We start from the raw sequence: 23,722 nt of genomic DNA, 5'->3' as shown, positions 1-23,722 counted from the left end.
GTGAGCTCTCTGTGGGGTTTTAGCAAACAGAGGCAGCAATCACCACAAACTGGGGAAATCTTCATGAATTCCTCTCAATCGAGAGCTGACAAGCCGAAACGACCTGCTCCCCCATTTTGCCCATCTTTATTAACCGGAACATATCATAAATATCGTACGAACGGTTGATCGCTAGAGCCCAAACATTTGTTTTAACGCGATGTTCTGCCGATGAAAGAGGCGTGGGCCAGTCATTTCTAAAAGGCATTCGCCATTTATGTGTCAACGGAGCAAGCAGGGGGATCTGCGATGTTAAAAAGAGTGTGTCTTGCGGGGATGGTGACTGTCACCATGCTCTCGCTTTGCCAAACCGGTCAGGCTCAAGTGTTTTTCGAATCAGATTGGCTGTATTACGGACGAGAGAGCGACTCTGGGCGTAATGTCATCATTGGTCCGGAATCAAAAAGCCTTTCCGAAGGCGATTTCGACCACACATCTGGTTACCGGTTGACCTTGGGCGGTTCGCTGGGAGATTTCGATGTTGATGCGAGTTTTTCGCAGCTTGACGCTTGGGAATCAGGATCGTCGGGAATCTTCAACGGCTTCATCAGCATGGATGGTGTTGCAGTTCCTGGAGACCCCGGAGTGTTCAATTCATTCGCAGATTATACTGCGTTGAATCAAGCTGCTTCTTTCGGAAGTCCAATGATGGGCAACAGTGAATTGACTGAAGGGGAACGCCTTCGTCCGTTCAACGACCCGATCTTCGGACAAGAAGATCTCGTTTATGCGACCATGAATCGCTCCAATTTTCGTGAGTTTGAAATCAACCTGGGATCGCGACGTAACGTCAACTGGTACCGATTCTCGGTTGGTTACCGACACATCCAACTGGACGAGCGAAGCGGCTTGACTGTTGGCGGTGTCTTTGATGCTCTGGACGCCAATGATGGGAATCCACACGATGGAACCATCAATGACGATCCAAACAACGGACTCAGCAATGCAGCTTTGATTAGCACTGGCATGACGAACATCGGTGGTGCCGCAGATGGATACGACGCGTTCTTCGTGACAGGCGATCCAATGATGGCAATTGCTCCGGACTTGGTTGCATACCAAATGCTTGGAAAAGCCAACAACCAGCTTAACGGTGCTCAGGCAACTGTTGCTCTTCGAATTATCAACGGCGAGTGGATTACAGTTGAGGGAATCGGCAAAGCCGGGATCTATCGAAACAGTCTTAGCGGATCGATTCAGGAAACTGTTGTCGGTTCTGGAAACGACGACTCTGTCTACCGTCGCACTCTGTCAAGTTCCGATACCGGAGCAGCATTCGCAGGCAACCTCGGAATTCGAAGTACGATCTCCCTGACTGATTACATCAATGTCATCATGGGATACGATGTACTGTTCCTGAGTGGAGTCGCGATCGGAGCTGAGCAGAACGACGGACTCAGCACCGACCTGCTGGGAACGACCCGTTATCAAGTTCAGAACGATGGTACGATGATCGCCTACGGAAGTAATCTCGGTCTCGAAATTCTCTGGTAAAACCCGCACTGACCTTCGCAAGATCGTCAGAACCAAGAGTGATCGACCTGAAAAAAGTGCCCCGACTCAAACAAGTCGGGGCATTTTTTTGTTCTGCTTGATCGGAAAAAACGCAATGGTTGCGATTCAGAAAAACGCTCGGCGTACAGAGCCTGCTTGATCTCCACGCTGGATGATCTCGCGTTTCTTCTTTTCAGATGTAGTCTCAAACTCGACAGCGCTCAAGCACCGATCATCACATTTGTTCTCTCTGAAAAGCCAGCTTCTGCGTAGTCGGACTCAGGAAGCTCTTTGCCATGCAAGATGCATTCTTCCAGGAATTGTCGTCTCGGACAGCCATGCGATTGCCACCAGTCTGTCGCTTTTTGACGATTCCATAAGCCGTTATCTGCCGTTGCGACCAATGCGTCACGGAGTTCGTCGACAGATTGATACCTCTCCTTGGGGTCTTTGCTCAAACACTTCATGACAATCGCTTCCAGGTCTGCTGGAACATCCGCGCAGATTGTGCTTGGATTGGGTGGGATTGTCTGCACGTGGGCAAGAATCAGCTTGACTGGCTTCGTCTCCTGAAAAGGTGGTTCTCCCGTAAGAAGATAATATGCGACCCCTCCAAGCGAATAGATGTCACTCCGGGCGTCTGAATCGTCACCAGTTGCTTGCTCGGGAGACATATACAACGGAGAGCCTGTGATTCTCCCCTCTTGAGTTAGCTTCGCATCGAAATCACGGTCATCGGAACGAACAAGCCCGAAGTCGAGCAACTTCCCGACATCATAAGTGCCCCCCCGCTTGGCTGCGAAAATGTTCGCAGGCTTAATATCTCTGTGGACGAGCCCCTTCGCATGCGCTTCGCTCAGGGCATCGCAGGTCTGTTTCAAAAAATGAATCGCCCGACTCGCTGGCATGGGGCCATGCTCAGCCACAATCTGATCGATGTTCAAGCCGGGCAAGTATTCCATGACATAGTAAAACGTTCCATCTTCAGCCATCCCATAATCGTAGATCTCGATGGTATTCCAGTGTGTCAACTGTGCAGTTGCCTGAACCTCTCGCTCAAAGCGTTTGAGTGTCTCAACTTTCCCTGCCATTTCAGGTCGAATGAGCTTAATCGCACAGGGTCGCTTCAGAAGAGTGTGCTCAGCGAGATGCACTTCCCCCATCCCTCCACGCCCGAGGAGCCTTTTGAGTCGGTACTGCCCGAGTTTCTTGGCTTCAAAAGCGGCAGCCCGTAGCGACCGAATTGTCCAGACTCCCCACGTCGCGACGACCACTGCCATCATCATTGCCATTGATGATTGCACTAAGATGCCGCGATTTTGTGACTGGTGAATGATCTCACGAAATTCGGGAACGAGAACGTAAGAAACTCCCATCACAGCAATCGGCGCCAACCCCATGGTGAGTGTCACCATGAAAGCACGTTGCCAGGAGTTGGGAATAAACAAGGCATAGATGAAAATCAGAATCAGCCACGGTGTTTCTACCGGATACAAAAAACCTCGACTCGCGGAGAGCACCACAACCCCGTATGTCACAACGAGAAAGAAGATTGTGGAACAACCAAAAATCAGAACTTCGACAATTCGAAGGTGCCGATTCAAATGAGAACAGTTTGTGCACAAGCGAAGTGCGACAATGCCGTTCACTGCCAATGCCAAAAAATGAAAAATTCGGACCGGCGTTTCCATCACACCGAAATTGGCGCCGCCGAAGATCAAATTCTTCACGTAAAACGCGAGAAAAGAGACAAAGAGAATCAGAGAAGAAATTTTGAGCCGCTGGCTTAAAACCGTATTGATTTCATTGGAAAAGTCCAGGCCCGTACCTTCCACAAAGTTGGCAGCCCATTTCCAGGCTGAGCGCGAAGAAATTCTGCTTTTTGCAGGCGTCGAATCTAAATCTGCAATGATTGTCTCTTGATTCTGGGCATCAACCATATGACTTGCCGTATCCCTCTGATCAGTCGTTCCATCCCATCATAGACGTCGGGCGGAAATTCGTCAGGCAGCAGTTTGAGAATTCAAGCCGAATTCAGCACTTCCACTGCTGAAATGTGATATTGACCACACATCCTGCCAAATTTTCTCAAATTGTAGAAGCCCTACGCATCAATTCTCTCCGGTGTGAACAAATTTACCGTTTAATTCTCGGCGTCTTCTCTGTTCCACTAGATTCTCCTTGGAGTGTCTGGAAATATCGATGGGTTCCTCACTACTCTGTGCGTCTGTCAGTTAAAAACGGACTGGCGAAAACGGAAGCGATGGAGTGATCTTGAAGCGATCATCCCGGAAATAGACAGGAAATGCTCGAAATGAGACCGATTCAGAAACTGCTTGTTGCCAACCGAAGCGAAATCGCAATTCGCGTATTCAGAACCGCAAATGAAATCGGAATTCGCACTGTTGCGATTTACACACATGAAGACCGATTCTCGCTTCACCGATTTAAAGCAGACGAAGCCTACAAAATCGGGGGTGAAGGTGAACCAATCCGGGCCTATCTCAATATTCCATCGATCATCGCACTTGCGAAAGAACATGGAGTTGACGCAATCCATCCGGGCTACGGGTTTCTCTCTGAGAATGCCGAATTTGCACAAGCCTGTGCAGACGCCGGGATTACGTTCGTCGGCCCAACTGTCGATACGCTCAAAAAACTAGGCGACAAAGTCTCTGCCCGAGCAATCGCCAAACAGGCAGGAGTTCCTATTCTGCAAGGAACCGAAAACGCCATCGCAGAGGTCGAGGAGGGAGAAAAACTTGCAGAAGAGATCGGATATCCGATCATTCTCAAAGCTTCTATGGGAGGTGGTGGACGCGGAATGCGAGTCGTTCGCGAAGCAAAAGACTTCCGGGACTCCTTTGAACAGGCTCAACGTGAAGCTGACACAGCCTTTGGTTGTGCAGACGTATTCATCGAACGGTTCGTCGCCAGAGCCAGCCATATCGAAGTTCAACTTCTGGGGGACACCCACGGAAACCTTGTCCATCTCTATGAACGAGACTGCTCCGTTCAGCGACGACATCAAAAAGTGTGCGAAATCGCACCCGCACCGAATCTTGATCCCGTTGTTCGGGACGCCATCTGCGATGCAGCAATCAAGATTGGTCAACAGGTCAACTATGCCAACGCGGGAACTGTCGAGTTTTTGCTCGACCGAGAAACAAACGACTTCTACTTCATCGAAGTGAACCCACGGATTCAGGTGGAGCATACTGTCACCGAAGAGGTGACCGGAACCGATATCGTCAAGTCGCAGATTCTTGTCGCCTCCGGTGTCAAGCTCTCAGATCCAGAGATCGGGCTGGAATCTCAGGCTGAAATCCGCACCAGCGGATTTGCCGTTCAATGTCGAATTACGACTGAGAACCCAGCGAACAACTTTCTTCCCGATTACGGACACGTGACCCACTATCGCTCCGGGGCAGGCATGGGGATTCGGCTGGATGCCGGAAGTGCGTTCTCAGGTGCTGTGGTCAATCCGTTTTACGATTCAATGCTTGTCAAAGTGACCGCACGCGGCAAACGCTTCGTAGATGCAGCAGCCAGAATGCAACGCTGCTTGAAAGAGTTTCGCGTTCGTGGCGTGACAACAAACATTCCGTTTTTAATTCAACTGATTAAACATCCAGTTTTCCTGGATGGAACTTGCACGACTCGCTTCATTGACGAGACTCCCGATCTCTTCAAGATGCCAAAACGAAGAGACCGGGCGACGAAAATTCTGTCCTACATGGCAGATGTAATCGTCAATGGAAATCCCATGGTAACCGGTCGCCCCGTCGCAACACGGCGGACCCCTGCACCGCTTCCGGAGTTCCCTATTGGAAAACCGATTCCCGATGGGATGCGTCAAAAGCTCCAGCAAATGGGAGCTCGCGACTTCTGCAAATGGATCGGTGAACAAAAACCATTGTTGCTCACTGATACGACTTTCCGGGATGCTCACCAGTCGCTGTTTGCAACGCGATTTCGAACTTACGATTTATTGCAAATCGCGGACGCCTATGCCCATCTGTGCCCGAATCTTTTCTCACTCGAAATGTGGGGCGGAGCAACCTTTGATGTTGCGATGCGGTTCCTTCATGAATCGCCGTGGCGACGACTCGAGCAAATGCGTGAGCGTATCCCGAACATCCTCTTCCAAATGCTTTTGCGTGCATCCAACGCGGTTGGCTACACCAATTACCCGGACAACGTTGTTCAAGGGTTTGTGAAAGAGGCCGCCTCCGCAGGAATCGACGTTTTCCGAGTCTTTGACGCGCTCAACTCGCTCGAAAACATGAAAGTCGCCATGGACGCAGTCCTGGAGACCGACGCCCTCTGCGAAGCCAGTATCTGTTATTCGGGCGATATCATGAATCCGAAATTGACGAAATACGACATGAAGTATTACGTCAATATGGCCAAAGAACTCGAACGGATGGGAGCTCACATCATCGCCATCAAAGATATGGCTGGATTGTGTAAACCGTACGCAGCTTCCAAACTGGTGAAGACTCTCAAGCAGGAAATTGGAATTCCCATCCACTTCCACACGCATGATACTGGCGGAACTCAGGCGGCATCGATCCTCGAAGGAGCCCGAGAAGGTCTCGACATTGCTGACGTCGCAATGGCTCCAATGTCCGGAGGAACCGCTCAGCCGAATCTGAACACGCTCGTCGAATCTCTCCGATTTAATGAACGCGATACAAATTTGGACTCCGGTCCTCTCGATCAAATTGCGGAATACTGGCGTGTCGCCCGACAGTTTTACACTCCGTTTGAAGCGAGTGTGCTGCCTGCGACCGCAGATCTGTATGATCACCAGATGCCCGGCGGACAGTACACAAATCTGTTCGAACAGGCGCGTGCTTTGGGCTTGGCAGATCGCTGGCGTGAAGTCTGTTCGATCTACGCTGAAGTCAACCGCATGTTTGGGGACATCATCAAAGTGACGCCAACATCGAAAGCAGTCGGAGACATGGCGTTGTACATGGTCGCCAATGACCTGACTCCTGCTGATGTTCTTGAAGGGGATCGCGATCTCGCTTTCCCAGCTTCAGTTCTCGATTTGATCGGAGGCCGCATGGGGCAACCGATGGGCGGCTTCCCGGAAGTTGTCGAGAAAAGAATTCTTCGCGGCGAAGAGCCACTACGGGAACGTCCCGGTGCAACAATGGCTCCCGCAGATTTCGAAGGAGAAGCAGAGAAACTCAAGAAGACGTTAGGGCGGCAACCGACGAGCCAGGAAATCGTAAGTTCGCTGTTGTACCCGGAAGTTTTCCAGCAGTTCAGCAGTCATGTTAAGGAATATGACGACACCAGTTGTCTGCCGACTTCGGTCTTCTTCTACGGTCTCGAACTCGCTGAAGAGGTCGCCGTCGAGATCGAGCAAGGAAAAACCCTCATCATTAAGTACCTCGGGGTTGCAGACGCGCATCCCGATGGAACGCGTCATGTCTTCTTTGAACTCAACGGAATTCCACGGTCGGTCGCGGTCGCTGATCGATCTTTAGAGGGTGACATCGTCAAAGCTGCAAAAGCTGACCCCTCGAATTCCGGACACCTCGGAGCTGCTATGCCGGGGATGGTTGTCAGTTTGGCTGTTCAAGAAGACGACCCCGTTCTCGAAGGTCAAAAACTTCTTGTCATCGAAGCGATGAAAATGCAAACGACGCTCGTTGCCGAGAAAAAAGGGAAAATTAAACGCATCCTCGTCAAAGCAGGCAGCCAAATCGAAACAGGTGACCTTCTACTCGAAATCGAATAACGATTACGAGATCGACGGAATACTTGCTGTTCAATCCCGTCAGTCGTTTTCAGATTTTGCTTTCCGTAAGCAATGCAGTCGGAAGTGGGTAGTTGCAGCCCGTAGTGAACAGGAAGGATCAAAAGGATTTTGATCTTTTCCTGACTACGAATTGCTACCCGCTTCGATCGCATTTTTCGATTTGGTGTTCGCGTTCGGCCTCCTGGTGAATAGCGATTTAACTGGTAAAACGGGCTCTACACGGGCAGGCGGTGGAGCAAGCTGCTCTATGCATCACCGAACTCCGATGGCGGACTTGCATCAAGTCCGCAGACTCGCCATTATTCAGGTAGCAGTTCACTGACATTCGTCAGCGACACTGCGATCATGGAATTACGACGTCTTGCACACTCGGAGTCGACGATGCCGATAACTGTTGAATGTTCGGAATGCGGAGCCAGAAATCGATACCCCGACCATATGGCGGGAAAATCGGGTCGCTGCAAAACGTGCCGCGAGCGAATCCAGATTCGTCGCAGAAAAGGCTCTGGCAAACGAAAGAAGCAATCCTCGTCTAACGGACTTCTCATCGGCATCTTAGCAGCCGTGTTCGTTCTAATCGTCGGCGGCGGAGCGATCTTTTTCCTCAGTTCTGGCGGAGGGAAGAACGATGAGCCGAACATCGCAGCTGGCGAGAACCAACCTCTGGAAGAGAATGCTCCGAACCCTCTCAAGACACCAACAGGCAACGCGAATGCTGGAAAGAACGAACAGCCAGGCTCTCAGACGGTTTCAAACGTAACTCAACCTGCGAAAGAGTCTTCTTCACCTTCAAAGAGCCCGTCAGGATTTACACCACCTTCGGCAACAGAGACGGCTCAGGCCGAGGCAGAAGGCCTGACGCTCAACCGGTCTGCGAATTGGTCTGTCACACCAGACCCCGGAGAAAACACTGTTGAATTTGAGCAGGGAAAGCCGCTCAGAATCAAGCTGGATAAGAGCGGACTTCGAGGAACTGCTTTTCTCGTTCCTGTCTCGCCAAGCCCGTACGTGGCAGTTCACTCAGGGACATATGGAAAATATCACTACTCCGTTTACGATGTGACAACGGGCAAAGAGATAGCTGAAGTCCCTACCAAAGGGGCTCCTCCTGTCGCAGCACTTTCTGATGATGGCTCGTACCTGGCGATGGCAACTTCCGGTTCCAAGACCATAGAAGTGATGGATCTTAAAGCGAAAAAATCTCTCGGTTCACTCTCTGTCGCGGAGGCGAACAAGTTCAACATCTTGTCACTGGCAATCTGGAAACACCGACTTGTGGCAATTTCAAATGTCCACAAAGGCATTAAGGTTTGGGACCTTCCTTCTGGAAAACTTGTTCACGAAATCAGTGGAGGGGAGAACTTCAATCCAAGTTATGGACATGCTTTCAGCCCGGGGGGGAAATATGTCGCGATCGATGGTGACTTCCTGAAGAAGCGGATCGATATTTACGACCTGGACAATGGGGCAGTCGTTGGATCGATTGAACCGCAAGGCAAAACAAAAGTGCACGAACTCGAAGCCCTCGGCTTCTCCAGCGATGGGACTCAGTTTTCCGCAATTTACGGCGTTCACATCTATTCTGGTGGAACACAGAAGTATTCGAGAATGCTTGTCTGGGATCTGCCAACAGGAAAAGTTTCAGCTGATTTTGAACTCTCTCCTATTCTGAAAGACCAACTCAACCCGGTTTATCTGTCTCGCACCTTGGAGTCTTTTCAAGATGGTCGTCGCTGGCTGGTACATTCGTTGGGAATTGTTGACACCGAAGCAAAGCAACTCGTTTTCAGTTTCCCCAAGCAAGCTGGTGTCGACTTTGTCCCTTCCCGCAAGATCATGGGGCCAACCTGGATCCTCAGTGTGCTAACAGACAAAGGCGATCCACAGCTCGACGCCACCACGTTCACAGAAGAAGTCTTGCTCGCCGGGGCAGCCTCCGCTGCAGCAGGCGGCTTTGCCAGTGATGCGGAACTCCCACCGTTAACCGCTGTTGACCTCACCAAAGCTCAAGAAGGAATCGCCGTCGAACAGTGGTCTGCAGTTCCTGATCCGCTCCAATCAGCAGCGATTCCTGCGTCGATCAAAATCACAACTTCGGGAACAGTCCGTGATATTGCACTCGCACGGGGAGCTAACCCTGTTGTCGCTGTTCGAGCTGGAATTAAGGAGGATCTTGATGACCCGCTGATTACGAGTTACGAAAGTACCCGATCTATTTACGAGAGCCGCGGGCTCACGTACGAAAAGCCACAGCCTCTTGCAGAATCATCGGAGCTGATCGCATTCGACGCTTCAGGAAATGAGGTTGCCAAGCTGAATATCCCTTTCTCAGCCCAATTACACAGCATCTCTCCAGATGGAAAATTCGCGGTTGTCGAGCAGCATCGCACAAACGGAAGGCTGGACCTTTATGCACTTCAAAACGATGGCAGCCACATCGTCGGTTGGAGACCATTCCGGGACGCAGCTGACAAAGGTCACCGTGAAATAAAACGTGTTGAGTTCATCGATTCCGATCACGTTGCAACCCTCAGTCAGAACTACCAGTTCGTCGTTTGGAGCCTGCCGGGCTTGCAACCAGTCTGGAGCCTGAAAGAGGTCAGCGACTTCGCGATCAGCCCCGGTGGAAAGCAGCTGGCAATTGTTCGAGGAAGCATTTTAGGTGCCAGCGATCTGGCAATGTTTGAGAGCCGAACAGGGCAAGGATTAGGGATTTCGCCCCTTGAAGGGGCGCTGGCATCCATTGCATATCATCCCAATGGCGAGTCCCTCGCTATCGGGCTTGATACCAAGGCGAACAAGACCGTGCGAATTTATAACACTGCAACAGGAGAAGCTGAAGAAATCCCGATTCCGGATCGCCCGAACAGCCTTGCCTGGACCGGAAAAGACTACCTGTTAATCAACGGCTCTCAATTGTTGAGCCGTCCCTTGCAAGCGGTTGTCTGGAGTTACGATACGAAAAACATCATCTTGCCCGGTTTCCAAACCACAGAACAACTTTGCTTTGCTCAAGTTCCCAATACCCGTGCTCTCGTGCGGACCGTTGAAGTTCCAAATTCTGGGATCGAATCCAAACTCGATAGCGACCGATTAAACGAAAAGGCGATTTTGAAACCGGGTGATTCAGTCAGTCTGGATGTTCAGATTGGGAATGACGCACTGCTGGCACCACTCAAGTCGACCGCCAAGGATCTCGTTGCAAAGCAATTAGAGGCGGCAGAATCAAAGGTTGCCGAGAATGCGAACATTTCCTTGACCGCAGAACTCTCTCTAAAGTCAGAAGGAACGGCAAATCTTTCAAAAATTGGTGACCGGACCGTTTCAGAAACTGTCACTCGCAAATCAGTCTCAATCATATTTTCGTATCGATCTGGAGGAACGACAGTCTGGAGCACAATCAGCCGTGTCGGGAATCTGGACCAGTACTTAGTTCGACTCAAACCGGGTCAGTCTGCACAGTCTGCGATTGATGAACTGATGCTCGAGGGGGTAAACAGAAGGCTGGCGAACACAAAACTACCTCGATACATTTTTGGCGCAGACGCCGGCAAGGGTCTGGGAACATCGACGTTCTTTGAATAGAATCAGCCCAGTAATCTCTGAAGGAGTAACTTCTCTCGATATCTGAGAGAGCAACTTCAGGTGTCAGGCTCAGTTCTAATTTGCTTGTGACTTCACCTCTGCGAGAACCGAAAACAATGTCCGACCTGACTCCATTCCACCTGGCTTTTCCCGTTCGTGATATTGCAGAAGCACGCAAGTTCTACGGAGAAACTCTCGGACTCCCTGAAGGTCGCAGCGACGAGACCTGGATTGATTTCAATCTATTTGGTCATCAAATCGTGACACATGAACGCCCCAACATGGCTGCTGCAGAGGAGCGGAATCACCTGAATCCAGTCGATGGTCACGACGTCCCGGTTCCCCATTTTGGCGTCGTGTTAGACATGGACGACTGGAAAAACCTCGCGGAGAGATTACGAAATTCAGGTATTCAATTCGTCATCGAGCCATACATCCGCTTCGAAGGACAAGTTGGCGAGCAGGCGACAATGTTCTTCCTTGATCCCTCTGGAAACGCCCTCGAATTCAAGGCATTCCAAGACCGCTCACAACTTTTCGCAAAGTCGTGAAGTACATCTCATGGGAGGAAAACGATCTCCTCAGCGAGTCTCACAGCACGACAAAAACGAACGCGAAAAGACCGACAAATCTTCGCCGGCACTCTTCTCGTGTGCGGTTTGGTCGCTTTAATTGTTTACGCCTGGGTCTTCGGTCCAGCTTACCGGGCTTACTGGATTTATGAACCGCATGAAGGAGACATCATTTTTCAGTCCCTTCCCCGTACTCGTTTGGTCAACGCCATCGAAGGGGTTTCCGACTCTCCCTATTCGCACTGTGGGATCATTTCGAAGCAGAACGGGAAATGGGTTGTCTACGAAGCGTTTCGGGATGTGGAAATGTCACCACTCAGAGAATTCATTTTTCGTGGACGAAACCAGGGGTTTGCTGTGTATCGTTTCAGAACAGAGTTCCAGAAAGATGTCCCAGCGACCATTAAGCAAGTCAAAACATTTCTTGGCCGACCTTACGACGCGAGGTACAGGATGGATGATGAGGCAATCTACTGTTCCGAGCTAATCTACAAGGCTTACAAGACTGCTACCGGCCAGCAACTTGGCCAACTCGTCAAATTGGGCGACCTGAACTGGTCACCATACCAAGAAACTATCAAGTACTACGAAGCCGGGCCTGTCCCTCTCAATCGAGAAATGATCACTCCCAGGGAGATGGCTCAGGCCAGTCAGCTTGAACCTGTTTTTGCACATGCTATGAAGACGTATCAATCGACGCACTCATCCATATCACCATTAGTTCCACAATAACATTTCTGACGGGCACTCTCGCGGGCGTTCAAAGTCCCTCTTGACATCTACTGCTTAAACAGTAGTATCAACCTACGGCTTAAACCGTAGACATAAAGCCGTTTGTCAAAGGGAGTCGACATGTCCAGACCGAGTTCGGTAAATCCCACTCCGGGGGAGTTGGAAGTCTTGAAAATTCTCTGGAGTTGTGGAGAGTGTTCGAGCCGTGACGTTCAGGAAAGTTTGAACAAAGATGGCAAAGAGCGTGCATACACTTCCGTCGCCAGTCTGATGAACGTGATGGTCGAGAAGGGACTGCTGAAACGGAAACAGCAGGGGCGAGCATTTTTGTATACGGCAAATGTTGCAAAACGCAGAACGCTCTCCGAATTGCTCAGCGACCTCGTTGGCCGTGCCTTCGAAGGCTCTGCGAGTCAGTTAGTGGCTCACCTTGTGGAGAGTGGAAAACTCACTCAAGAAGAACTGGATCAAATCCGTCAAGCGATTGATGAACATCAGGAAAGTTAACCTCGTTTTCTTTTGATTCCACCTGCAAGGAATGCCACTGATGTTCCCCCTTTCCCAACTTGATCAAAACTTGCTGCACAATCTGTGGTTAATCTTATTCCACGCAGTGTGGCAAGGCGTCCTCGTCGGTTTCTTACTTTGGAACCTGCAAAAAATTCTTCGTGCGAAATCCCCTGCTCTTCGTTATGGGATTTTTGTGACTGGGTTATGGGTAGTTCTCTTGCTTCCAGTCTTCACATGGTTCGTCACTTCAGCTCAACAATTCGAACGTGGTCAGCAGGCATCTTCGGCCTCGACAGTGATCTCTGAAAAAAGTTCAGCATCGCAAATCTCAATCAGCATTTTAGACCTGCCGTACATCATTTCAAACTGGAACCGAGACGAGCCTGTTGACTCGGTCAGTCAGAGTCTTCAAGTACACTCAAGAGGTCAAATTTCGACATCGACCTCAAAACAAACGAGCGACGCAAAAGACGCAGAACTCACTCCACTTACAAATTATCAAACCTACCCCAAATTTATTGTCTTAACTTGGGGACTGGGAGTCTTACTGTTTTCATGTCGTTTGCTCATTGGATTTCTTTGGATTGTCAGCATCTCAGCTTCGCGATCGACACTCGATGCGGGAATCTCTTCGCGTATCGAGTCTTTTACACTGAGTCAGAAATGGGTGGTGACTCCTCGCCTCTTTCTCTCTGCTAAAGTGAATGAGGCGATTGTTGTTGGATATTTGCGTCCGATGGTGCTTATCCCACTGAGTTGGACAACTCAGCTCACTCCCGAAACGCTGGAAGCGGTCATTGTCCATGAACTGATGCACATTCGGCGTTTCGATTTGTGGGTGATCCTGGTTCAGCGAATCGCTGAGACCCTGCTCTTCTTTCACCCGGCGGTATGGTGGATTTCAAAACGTATCAGCATTGAACGCGAACTTTGTTGCGATGCAGAATCTGTTCGCATGCTTGGTTCAAACCTTTCGTATGCCAAAGCACTTGAGCAGGTTGCTCTACGATTGCTTGAACAATCACAAACGAAAACACTCTCCCCCAGATGGTTCAACAGTCTACTTTCCCTAAACTTTGGAGGCCAGAAGATGGAACTTCTCGCACGAATCGAACACGTCCTGCAACTGAGTTCGCAAAAACGGGCGACGATTTCTCGAAGACCACGCCATGCAGTCGTCATGCTCATCATCCCGTTAATGGTGATCGGGATCGGCTTTTCACTGGTACAAGTTTTTGCAGGCGAGCCACCACAAGACAATCGAGCAGTCGAAACCAAACTGCAATCACCACAAGACTATCAAGCTGAGGGACCAGGCAAGCTGAATGAAAAAGCGAAAGTTGAGGACCACAAGGAGAAGAATTCCACCAAGAATGTCATCTTCGGTGTGGGCGTGGAGAGTGATGCCGGAGTGACTGGAGAGCTCACACTGGATGAATCGGACTTCAACAATCTTTCCACAACTCCTCTCGATAAAAAGAAATATCAAATACACATCGAACAGGGAAATTTCTCTGCCAACGCAAAGAGCATGCAGCTTGATTCAACTTCAAAATCGATCAGATTAAAACAAGGCCAACTTCAAATTCGCCGCGCAGAGTCCACAGCCATACTTCGGGCAGATGAGATTGAGCTTCGATTCGATGTATTGGCTGACGCACTCTCAAAACCACCAAACTTCATCAAGGCGATTGGTCATGTCAAATTCAATGACGGGAGCGGAACGGACGATGTGCAAACATTCATGACGTGTGATGAGTTTGAATGGGATCTCGATAAAAACTCGATTCAGATGCGAGGGAATAATATAGCACTCAATCCACTGGATGCGAGAAATGATCCCGGGAGCTCTGTCAACAAAAAGGACGTGACCCGAACTCCAGATGAGTTGAACAGGCTTCTCGAAGATTCTTTGAAACAACCGATTGACTTCACTTACGTCGGTGTCAGTCTTGATGAAGCACTTGATGAGATCGGGAAGCAACAGCTTCAGAACTGCCTTGTTATTGACGAGATCTCGCTCCGGAAAGCGGAAATTTCTCTACAGCATGAACTGAGCCTTCAGGTTAAGGGAATCAGCCTGAAATCCTGCCTGCGACTCATACTGGAACCGTACGGAGCTTCGTTTTACATTGACGATGGAAACTTCGTTGTCACTTCGAAGCTGAAAGCGACTCATCATCGCGTAACGAGAGTCCATGACCTTTCACGATTCCTCAATCATGATGGATTTTATCAGGCTCCTCGCCAATTCAATGATCCCAAGGAACGCCTGAAGCCCTTGATTGAGTTTCTAAGAGGAGAATCAACTCCCTGGGAGTTGGGAAAATCGACGGCTCAGTTCAAGCCGAAGAGTCAACAACTTGAGATCATTGCTCCGCAAGCTCAACAGGACCAGACAAACCAACGGCTTGAACTACTGCGAGAAGTCTTAGAAGGCAAGCCAGATACAAACTTTGACCATCTTGTTCAGAAAGCCTCTTCCACTTTTCATAACAAGAATAACGTTATTGAACAGTCGCTGCTTCAACTCGCGAAACAACAACAGATTTTAACGCATCAGGAGAAAATTGGCAAAAATCTACAGCAGTTGATCTCGTTGGATTTTGAAGATCGACCATTTATAGAGTTGATCCAACATATTGCGAATCACGCAGGCATTAACATTGTGATTGACGTCGCTGCCTTAGCGGAGGCTGGAATCTCCTCAAACGATCCTATCACAGTGCATCTGGATCAAGTCTCGGTCTCAACCGGCTTGAACGTCGTCCTTCGGAGCCTCGGCTTGACCTCAATGATTGAAGATGAAGTCCTGAAAATTACATCTTCAGAAGAAGCCGAAGGTGAGCACCTTGTCGTCGTTTATCATGTTGTAGATTTTACCGGTGACGCAATAGAGACAAACCTGGAATTAGTCAGCTTGATTGAGTTGCTACAGTCGGTCGTCGCCCCTCACAGCTGGGCGACATCTGGTGGTCCCGGGGCCATCACCTCACACTCGACCACCAACAGTCTGGTCGTCCGCCAAGTTCGAGCAGTTCACGACGAAATAGAATGGCTGCTTCGGGAACTCCGGGATGTCCGCCTCGGAAAGAAGCCTGAAAGCCTCACTACGAAAACTCCTCGAAGAACTGCGGGAGTCAAAGAACTGAATACATCGGTCCAGTTTGAACTCAATAATGCCACACTCCTCGATGCACTAACTCAGATACGTCAGCAAACCGGAATTCAGTTTTACGTTGACCAGCAAGGACTGGATGAAGCTGGCGTCTCCGATCAGACAATAGTGACGCTCAAAACATCAGAGGCAATCATGGTAAAATCTGGTCTGGCATTGCTCCTCACCCCGTTGGGGCTGGGGTATTCTGAGCACGACGGCTTGATTGTCATCTCGTCGAAACCACGATGTGCAGAGTCTCATAAAATCAGATTGTATTCGACTGAAGGGAAATCATTTGAGCGAAGCGGTCTTGAGGAGATTTGTAGCGAACTGAAGTCGAAAATTGCCCCGGAGAGCTGGGATGCGCACGGAGGGGCAGGAGTCGTAACTTTTGATCCCGAGAGCAAAACGTTGATCATTCGCCAGTCAGATGACGTGCATAAACAGATCGCGGAATACCTGAAGTGATCAACCAAGCAGGTCGACAAGAGTTTTCAAGATCGCATCTGGTGAAGACATTCTTCCGGGGCCGATCGATTGGCAACTGAGCCAGCCTTCGTCGGGACCGATCATCTGGATGCCATCTTCTTTAAGCTGGTTCAGATTTCTCTGCACGGCTGGTTTGGACCACATCTCATTGTTCATCGCTGGAGCAATCACAACAGGACAAGTGACGGCAAGAGCAAGTGTGGTGAGCAAATCATCAGCGAGCCCATGAGCCATTCGTCCGATGACATTCGCCGTTGCTGGAGCGATCAGGAATACATCCGCCCGGCGAGCCAACCCGATGTGTTCACCAATGAAGTGTTCCTGTGGTTCGAACAGTTCTGTGTAGACTGGACGCCCGGTGAGAGCCTGAAATGTCGTCTTCCCGATAAACTTTTGTGCAGAGTCCGTCATCACAACGGTCACTCCGGCTCCTTGCTGCACAAGCTGGCTGGTCAGTTCTGCAACCTTGTAAGCTGCAATCCCCCCGGTGATGCCGATCAGTATTTCTTTATTTGTCAGGTCTACCATTAGAGCATCTTTCGAATTGGTTTGCGGGATCTGCCTCGTGGCGAACAGCGTTTTTACCAGAGAAATGCGTTCTTCACGGGCACACGGCAGAGCAAACTGCCCTATAAGCAGTCTTAAAACCTATGGAATTGCAACCTTTCTCTGTGCCGGAGAAGTGAACAGCAAGTTTTGAGACCAGTTCTAAAAAGTCTGCCTGGAAATCGAGCTGAGAGCATCTTCAATGTTTGTCGAGCCCGTTAAGGTCACTTGTTTAATTTCATCGCCTCTCCGCCCAAGGGAAGAACAGAAAAGCCAACATTGGATTTGCTCTGGAAATATGGATTTGTTTGCGAATTGTACACATCAAGAGATGGAAGATCAGCGTCTTTGAACGTGATTCTTCTCGATGCATTGGAATTCAAGCCGTCCAGAGATCCTGTGTGATGTCCAGTTTTTTGTGAGAATGGTTCTTCACGCTTCATCATCAAAACTGAGAACGCGAGACCAGATTAATCCTGGGGACTCTCGTCTTCAAACCGTTGAATAGAAACACTTGGCGGATGTTCCAACCCTATTCTAGCTGACTGACCTTCAACGGAAATGAGCTGTAGCTTGACGTTGTAACAGAGGTCAACAATCTGGTGCCGTTGAATGCGGACTTTGGTTTCTCGTCCTCCGCTCAGTTTTTCCAACGAGAAGATGATGGAACGAGCGTCGGCGTACTCCAGTCTCAGCTGCACATCTTCGATGAGCATTGATTGTCCAACAACTCGCGTCAGAACTAGCATACTGAACACAAATGGAGGCTCACAAATGTGAGCCTCCTCCATACTTGAAATTGCGAACCTTACTCAGGTCTTACCGGGTCGCTAGCGAGTGGAAGATCGATTCGTTTGCCTTCCCATGATGATTGATAAATCGCAAGAATCACCTCGACACTCTTGCGGCCTTCGTATCCATCAATCATCGGTTCTCGATTTTCGTTGATGGCAGCAACGAAATCTTCAAACTGTTTTTGATGTCCAACAAAGGAAATCGCCTTCGGGTCGGAAGCCCCGCCTGTCGATTCGTTCCCTGCTCCGCATTCTGCCAGAAGCTTTTCATCCTCTGGCCGTTTTTCCTCGAACTCCCAAAGCAGGATGGAATCCTGTTCGATGATGACCGATCCGGTCGTCCCATGAATTTCAGTTTTCTTCAGCAGTCCTGGGAACGCACATGTTGTTGCTTCCAGGTTGCCGATAGCACCGGATTTAAATTTGACTGTCGCTGCTCCAACGTCTTCGACTTCGATGCGTTCGTGAGCAATCGTTGATGTCATTCCGATGACTTGCGACACATCGCCCATAAACCAGTGGAGCAAGTCGACATTGTGAATCGCCTGATTCATAAACGCTCCGCCGCCGTCGAGCGCCCAGGTTCCGCGCCATCCGCCGCTGTCGTAGTACTCTTGTGAGCGCCACCACTTCACGAAGGTGTCGCCCAGAGTCAGTTTTCCAAAACGACCTTGCTCGATCGCTTCTTTCAAAGCCATGTTTGCCTGACTGAACCGAGACGGCAGAATCGCCCCCAGTTTCACTCCCGATGCTTTGCAGGCGTTGATGATTTGATCACATCGATCCAATGTGATTTCCAGAGGCTTCTCGACAAGAAGATGTTTCCCCGCTTTTGCCGCAGCGACTGCCGGGTCAAGGTGAGCACCACTTGGAGTACAAATAGTCACTACGTGTACATCTTCGTTTGCCAACATTTCATCAAGATTGGAATACGCCTTGCATCCGTTTTCTTTTCCGAATGCGTCCGCCCGTTCTCCAACCATATCGAAGCAGGCGACTAACGATGCCCCTGTAATCGCCTCGATGGCTTTTGCGTGAAACTGGGCAATCATCCCAGTTCCGACGATACCAAATCCTACAGACATTTTGTTCTCCGGTTCAATAACTCTTCACTACTTCAACTCGTTAAATCCGCTCTTACGCTCGAGCATTTTCGGATACGATATACGGGTTCTTTACAGGCACGAGAAATACGAATACTTTTCTGGTCTGAATCGGTGACCGCACATCCAACGAATGAGGACGATTTCATTTTAGAGCATTTTCAGCGCTTGTCGTGCCCGTGAGGGTGACTTTCACAGGCGCGAGAAGCATCGAAAATGCTAAAAGACCAGTTCGCCGCATAATAATTCTGGCTGCAGCACGCAATCACAGCAAGTCTCAGCGAGTGCGTCAACGGACACGGATTGACAATTCATGAAAACCGGGACTCTCAACATTTCGACTCTCGATCAGCCCCATAACCTGCTGGACACATTCATAAAAAATGATGCGTTGGTTCAACAGTGCTGTTGTTGAAAATCCGGTATAGGATGGATTGATTCAAAAATTGCCCCAGCCTTTGTCTACATCTCTCCTTTTTGGAATCAGTTCAATTCAAAGAATTCAATAAATCCCTGTCCAATTAGACTTCGTGCTCCCAACCACCACGAGGCCAATCGGTCAGTTTGTCGCTGATCTTCAGATTCAGGCCGACTTCCTCAGTACACTCGCCGATTTTGGTAACGTTGAGACCGAGCAGGATGCCCTCGCTAAGAAGTCTCTCGCCCTCTTCCGGAGAGACGGTCAGCAACAACTCAAAATCTTCACCATCAGACATCGCGTGCCGAATTCGTTCGGCTTTGGGCAGTTCGGGGTTCACATCTGCATTGATTGGAAGGCTCTGGGAATCGATGACAATTCCGACACCACTTTGCGATGCGAGATGTCTCGCATCACTTGCGAGCCCGTCACTTATGTCGAGCATCGATGTAATACGAAAATTTTGAGCGAGAATTTTTGCTTCTCTGATTTTTGGCTCGAATGTGAGATGACGTCCCGATGCCAATGAGCCCCCCAGAGGTCCGGTGACAAAGATCCAGTCACCAGCCTTCGCTCCAGATCGCAAGATCGCTTTTCCCTGCTCGACAGTTCCCATTACTGTGACGTTCAAGACGAGTGGTCCCGACCAGCTGTTGGTGTCTCCGCCAGCAATCGTCACATTGTACTCGCTGGCAATCTCAAAGATGCCGGCGTACAGCTGTTCTGCATAGGCTCGCCCACGCGATTTCGGAAGAACAATCCCAAGAAAAACAGCGACCGGTTCGGCAGCCATCGCTGCGATGTCACTCAAGTTGATTGCCAAAGCCTTGCGACCGATCAACGCCGGAGGTGTCTCTGATGTGAAATGAACCCCTTCGGTGATCACATCAATCGCCGTGACCCATTCCCTGTCCGGTTGCTGCAAAAGGATCGCTGCGTCATCGCCAATTCCCAGCTTCACCTCTGGCCGGGATGTAGCTTGCTTCTTGATCCAGTCAATAAAGTCGAATTCTGGACGTGATTCAGAATAAGCATTCATTTCGAATTACTTTTGACTGGACTCTTCAATTCGAATCAAATTTTAATGGCAAAACTGATTGCGCGAAACGTTAGGAATCTTTAGAACCAGTCCGAAAACTACTGCAATGGTCGCTTTCCACAACGTTTGAGAGAGCAATTTCAAGTTTCAGGATCAGTTCTAGAGATATTCACATAGACTTTGATCGCGGACTTATCGTTGGTGAGTTTGTCGATGATCTCCGTCGGGTTTTCGAAACCATCAATGGGAGTCGTCAGGATTCTCTGTGTCACCCCCGGGAACATCACTTCAGCCATTGCCAGGTCAGCGATTCCCTTTTTGAAGTGGTCGCGATTTCCATTCACGCTGCCAACAAGCAACTTGTTCCCAAGGACCCACTCAAGGTTCACCTGATCGGAAGGAAAGTCTGTAATCGTATTCTTTCCGCCGGTCACGCTCGTCCAGACAAGTGCCCCATTTCTGTTGAGGTATTGCATGGAGTTGAACGCGACATAGCTGCTGCCAGTCGCTTCAATAATGAGATCGGGAGCGCCAACACGTTGAACGAGGTCAGCGGGCTCCTCTTCTTTAGTGCTGATGTAATGGGCGCCATACCCTTCACAAATCTCTTCCTTCAGTCCTGGATTCGGAGTGCGCGCAAGAACGTAAACTTCGAGACCTCGCAATCGCAGCATCATCGCGGTTAACAATCCAATTTGCCCCGCCCCTGTCACGAATGCCAGCTGTGGATTCCAAACTTGCAGTCGAGTTTGAGCAAGATACCCCTGTTCAATCGCTTTGGCACACACGCTGACAGGTTCTGAAAGAACACCAAGATGCTTCAGTCCAACCGGAACCTTGACGACGAATTCGGCGTCATCGACAAATTTCTCCGTCATAAATCCGTGCCGAAGATTGATGCCCCGCTCGTAGTATTCATCATGACTGGTGATGTCGTTGCGGCCGATGGTGTCATACATCGTTGGTCCGGGACGACGCACCGTACAGGTACAATAATCACCCGGTTTCACATGCGTGACAGCCGGCCCGACTTCTTCGACGATTCCGAAAACTTCATGCCCTAAAACGAGAAAAGAATCTCCTTCGGGAGCCTGTCCATATAAACCCTCATTGATCTCAGCGTCGGTGGCATCGACTCCAACTTGCAGAGTTTTTACAAGAACTCCTCTTCCATTCGGGATGAGATCAAGGCTGGGAGCGTCAATTTCGACAACGTGTGCGCTATTCTCCTGCTTCGGATTGACAGCTAAAGCTTTCATAAGTTATTTATCCGCAATACTTTGTGACATTCACTGTCAGCGAGTGATTTTTCAGAAGTAACAGCATCGCAATGCGGGCTACCGAATGTCAATCGCCTCCACAAAAAGAGCATGAAAATCCAGAACAGAGAATGTCGATGAGTCACATTGCTCCATTTATGTCTGGATAGATATAATGTAGGATTCGGCCCCTTTCGCAACGTGCCTTGAATCTTCGGAAGTCAGGTCAGCCGACCCACTGATCACCATCCGCTTTCCCGAAGAAAGTGCTGACCAACTGAACACTATGAAACCTGAATTTATTCGCAACTTTTCAATCATCGCTCACATCGATCATGGCAAAAGTACGCTGTCCGATCAATTGCTGTTGAAAAGCGGAGCTATCACAGAACGAGATTTCCACGAACAGGTTTTGGACGACTTGGACGTCGAGAAGGACCGTGGGATTACAGTCAAGGCACGGGCCGTTGCGATCGATTACGAATACGAAGGGAATATGTATCAGCTGAATTTCATTGATACTCCCGGTCATGTCGACTTTCACTATGAAGTTTCACGAAGTTTGGCAGCTTGTGAAGGTGCTTTGCTCGTCGTAGATGCTTTTCAAGGCGTGCAGGCTCAAACTGTCGCCAATGCGTACGCAGCCATTGAAGCCGACCTGGAAATCATTCCGGTTGTCAACAAAATCGATCTGCCTGTCACACGTATTGAAGAAGTCCTTGAAGAAGTTGAAAACATCATCGGTCTGGATTCATCCGACGCTATCAGGGTGAGCGCCAAACAGGGAATTGGGATCGAAGACTGTATCGAAGCCATCATCAAACGCATCCCTGCTCCGAAAGGAGATCCAGAGGCTCCCTTAAAAGCGCTTGTCTTTGACAGTAAATACGATCACTACCGTGGTGTGATTACATATGTTCGTATTGTCGAGGGAACCCTCCGGTCGAAAGACCGAATCCGTTTCATGCGGGGAGCAACAGTTCACGACGTGATCGAGATTGGACAGTTCCGCCCAAGCATGGAAGCCTGCCAGTCTCTCGGTCCGGGCCAGGCGGGATATATCATCGCCGGCGAGAAAGAGCTCGGAAATATTCACGTCGGGGATACGGTCACCCTTCAAGGAAATCAGGCAACAGAACCGCTTCCGGGTTACAAACAACCTAAGCAAATGGTTTTTTGCGGGATGTATCCCATTGATGCAACCGACTTCGAAAAACTCCGTTACGAACTGGATCGCATGGCACTGAACGACGCGAGCTTTTCGTTCGTTCCAGAAACAAGCGACGCGCTCGGCTTCGGTTTTCGTTGCGGTTTCCTTGGAATGCTCCACATGGAGATCATTCAACAGCGACTCGAGCAGGAAGCTGATGTCGGTCTGATTCAAACAGCTCCAAACGTCACCTACGAACTCAAATTGAATTCAGGTGAAGTGCACAAATTAGACAACCCAGCTGATGTTCCCGAGTCTGGAAACATCGACGAGTTTCGCGAACCGATCGCAAAAGTGACCTTTATTCTCCCGGCAGACAAAATCGGTTCGGTCATGCAACTCTGTGCTGACCGGCGTGGAATTTATCTTAACACTGAATTCCTCGGCACCGACCGCGCTCAGCTTGTCTACGAACTTCCACTTGCGGAAATCATCTATGACATGCATGACAAGTTGAAGTCGATCACACGTGGATACGGCACAATGGATTACGAAGTGATCGGTTTCCGTCCGGCGGACCTGGTCAAACTCGACATCCTTGTGAAGGGAACTCTCGTCGAAGCACTCGCAACGATTGTCCACCGCGACAGTTCCGAACGTCGTGGTCGTGCTTTGGTCAAAAAGCTCAAAGAAGAAATTCACAAACATCAGTTCGAGGTCGCCCTTCAGGCAGCTATTGGCTCCCGCGTGATTGCCCGTGAAACGATCTCTGCCCTCCGCAAAAACGTGACCGCCAAATGTTACGGCGGTGACATTTCCCGAAAGCGAAAACTGCTTGAGAAGCAGAAAAAGGGAAAGAAGCGGATGAAACAATTCGGGGAAGTCGAGATCCCACAAAAAGCGTTTCTCTCGATCCTTGAAGCTGGTAAGGACGGTTGAGCCTTACTTTTGCATCTTCTAGAGCAGTTTGCTCTACCGTGTGCCCGTGAAGAACGCATTTCTCTAGTAAAAATGCTGTTCGCCACGAGGCAGAACCTGCAAACCAACTCGAAA

14 protein-coding genes are annotated in these 23,722 nt (G+C 49.7%); 8 read left to right on the top strand and 6 right to left on the bottom strand.

The features are described 5' to 3' along the window. Nucleotides 1-288 precede the first annotated feature (288 nt). Nucleotides 289-1,533: a hypothetical protein gene (locus ACN0YR_RS00495; RefSeq protein ID WP_417847240.1), complete on the top strand. Its 1,245-nt coding sequence runs from the start codon at nt 289-291 to the stop codon at nt 1,531-1,533. A 221-nt stretch (nt 1,534-1,754) separates the two neighbouring features. Here the strand turns inward: ACN0YR_RS00495 and ACN0YR_RS00490 are convergent, their stop codons facing one another. Continuing rightward, the gene (locus ACN0YR_RS00490; protein ID WP_417847239.1) at nt 1,755-3,473 is read right to left on the bottom strand and encodes a serine/threonine-protein kinase; all 1,719 of its coding nucleotides are present in this window, start codon (nt 3,471-3,473) and stop codon (nt 1,755-1,757) included. Nucleotides 3,474-3,847: 374 nt separating this feature from the next. Between ACN0YR_RS00490 and ACN0YR_RS00485 the strand changes: the two genes are divergently transcribed. The 6 genes from ACN0YR_RS00485 to ACN0YR_RS00460 all read left to right on the top strand — a co-directional run bounded on the left by ACN0YR_RS00485 (nt 3,848) and on the right by ACN0YR_RS00460 (nt 16,339). Continuing rightward, the gene (locus ACN0YR_RS00485; protein ID WP_417847238.1) at nt 3,848-7,291 is read left to right on the top strand and encodes a pyruvate carboxylase; all 3,444 of its coding nucleotides are present in this window, start codon (nt 3,848-3,850) and stop codon (nt 7,289-7,291) included. 402 nt (nt 7,292-7,693) lie between these two features. Then, nucleotides 7,694-10,897, top strand: coding sequence for a hypothetical protein (locus ACN0YR_RS00480; protein WP_417847237.1), 3,204 nt, complete (start codon nt 7,694-7,696; stop codon nt 10,895-10,897). 116 nt (nt 10,898-11,013) lie between these two features. Further along, a complete protein-coding gene (locus tag ACN0YR_RS00475) occupies nt 11,014-11,448 on the top strand; it encodes a VOC family protein (protein ID WP_417847236.1) in 435 nt (144 codons plus the stop codon). 108 nt (nt 11,449-11,556) lie between these two features. Beyond that, complete coding sequence (locus ACN0YR_RS00470) at nt 11,557-12,201, top strand: YiiX/YebB-like N1pC/P60 family cysteine hydrolase (RefSeq protein WP_417847235.1); 645 nt, start codon at nt 11,557-11,559, stop codon at nt 12,199-12,201. Between the two features lie 120 nt (nt 12,202-12,321). After that, nucleotides 12,322-12,708, top strand: coding sequence for a BlaI/MecI/CopY family transcriptional regulator (locus ACN0YR_RS00465; protein WP_417847234.1), 387 nt, complete (start codon nt 12,322-12,324; stop codon nt 12,706-12,708). Between the two features lie 40 nt (nt 12,709-12,748). Further along, on the top strand, nt 12,749-16,339 hold the full coding sequence (locus ACN0YR_RS00460) for a M56 family metallopeptidase (protein ID WP_417847233.1): 3,591 nt from the start codon (nt 12,749-12,751) through the stop codon (nt 16,337-16,339). Here ACN0YR_RS00460 and coaBC read toward each other — a convergent pair whose 3' ends face one another. The 5 genes from coaBC to ACN0YR_RS00435 form a co-directional block, all read right to left on the bottom strand. Beyond that, nucleotides 16,340-16,888, bottom strand: coding sequence for a bifunctional phosphopantothenoylcysteine decarboxylase/phosphopantothenate--cysteine ligase CoaBC (gene coaBC, locus ACN0YR_RS00455; RefSeq protein ID WP_417847232.1), 549 nt, complete (start codon nt 16,886-16,888; stop codon nt 16,340-16,342). Between the two features lie 488 nt (nt 16,889-17,376). Further along, nucleotides 17,377-17,655, bottom strand: a complete 279-nt coding sequence (locus ACN0YR_RS00450; protein WP_417847231.1) for a hypothetical protein — start codon at nt 17,653-17,655, stop codon at nt 17,377-17,379. A gap of 59 nt (nt 17,656-17,714) precedes the next feature. Further along, the gene (locus ACN0YR_RS00445) at nt 17,715-18,785 is read right to left on the bottom strand and encodes a Gfo/Idh/MocA family protein (RefSeq protein ID WP_417847230.1); all 1,071 of its coding nucleotides are present in this window, start codon (nt 18,783-18,785) and stop codon (nt 17,715-17,717) included. A gap of 539 nt (nt 18,786-19,324) precedes the next feature. Further along, nucleotides 19,325-20,260, bottom strand: a complete 936-nt coding sequence (locus tag ACN0YR_RS00440) for a thiamine-phosphate kinase (protein ID WP_417847229.1) — start codon at nt 20,258-20,260, stop codon at nt 19,325-19,327. A 140-nt stretch (nt 20,261-20,400) separates the two neighbouring features. Beyond that, nucleotides 20,401-21,519, bottom strand: a complete 1,119-nt coding sequence (locus ACN0YR_RS00435; protein WP_417847228.1) for a glucose 1-dehydrogenase — start codon at nt 21,517-21,519, stop codon at nt 20,401-20,403. 286 nt (nt 21,520-21,805) lie between these two features. Here ACN0YR_RS00435 and lepA point away from each other — a divergent pair, with 286 nt between their 5' ends. Continuing rightward, nucleotides 21,806-23,608, top strand: a complete 1,803-nt coding sequence (gene lepA, locus ACN0YR_RS00430) for a translation elongation factor 4 (protein ID WP_417847227.1) — start codon at nt 21,806-21,808, stop codon at nt 23,606-23,608. The last annotated feature ends 114 nt before the right edge of the window (nt 23,609-23,722 follow it).

The sequence above is a fragment of the Thalassoglobus sp. genome (genome assembly GCF_048270125.1).
Taxonomy (GTDB): domain Bacteria; phylum Planctomycetota; class Planctomycetia; order Planctomycetales; family Planctomycetaceae; genus Thalassoglobus.
The sequence above is the reverse complement of the archived record's forward strand: the minus strand, read 5'-3'. Positions and strand labels throughout refer to the sequence as shown.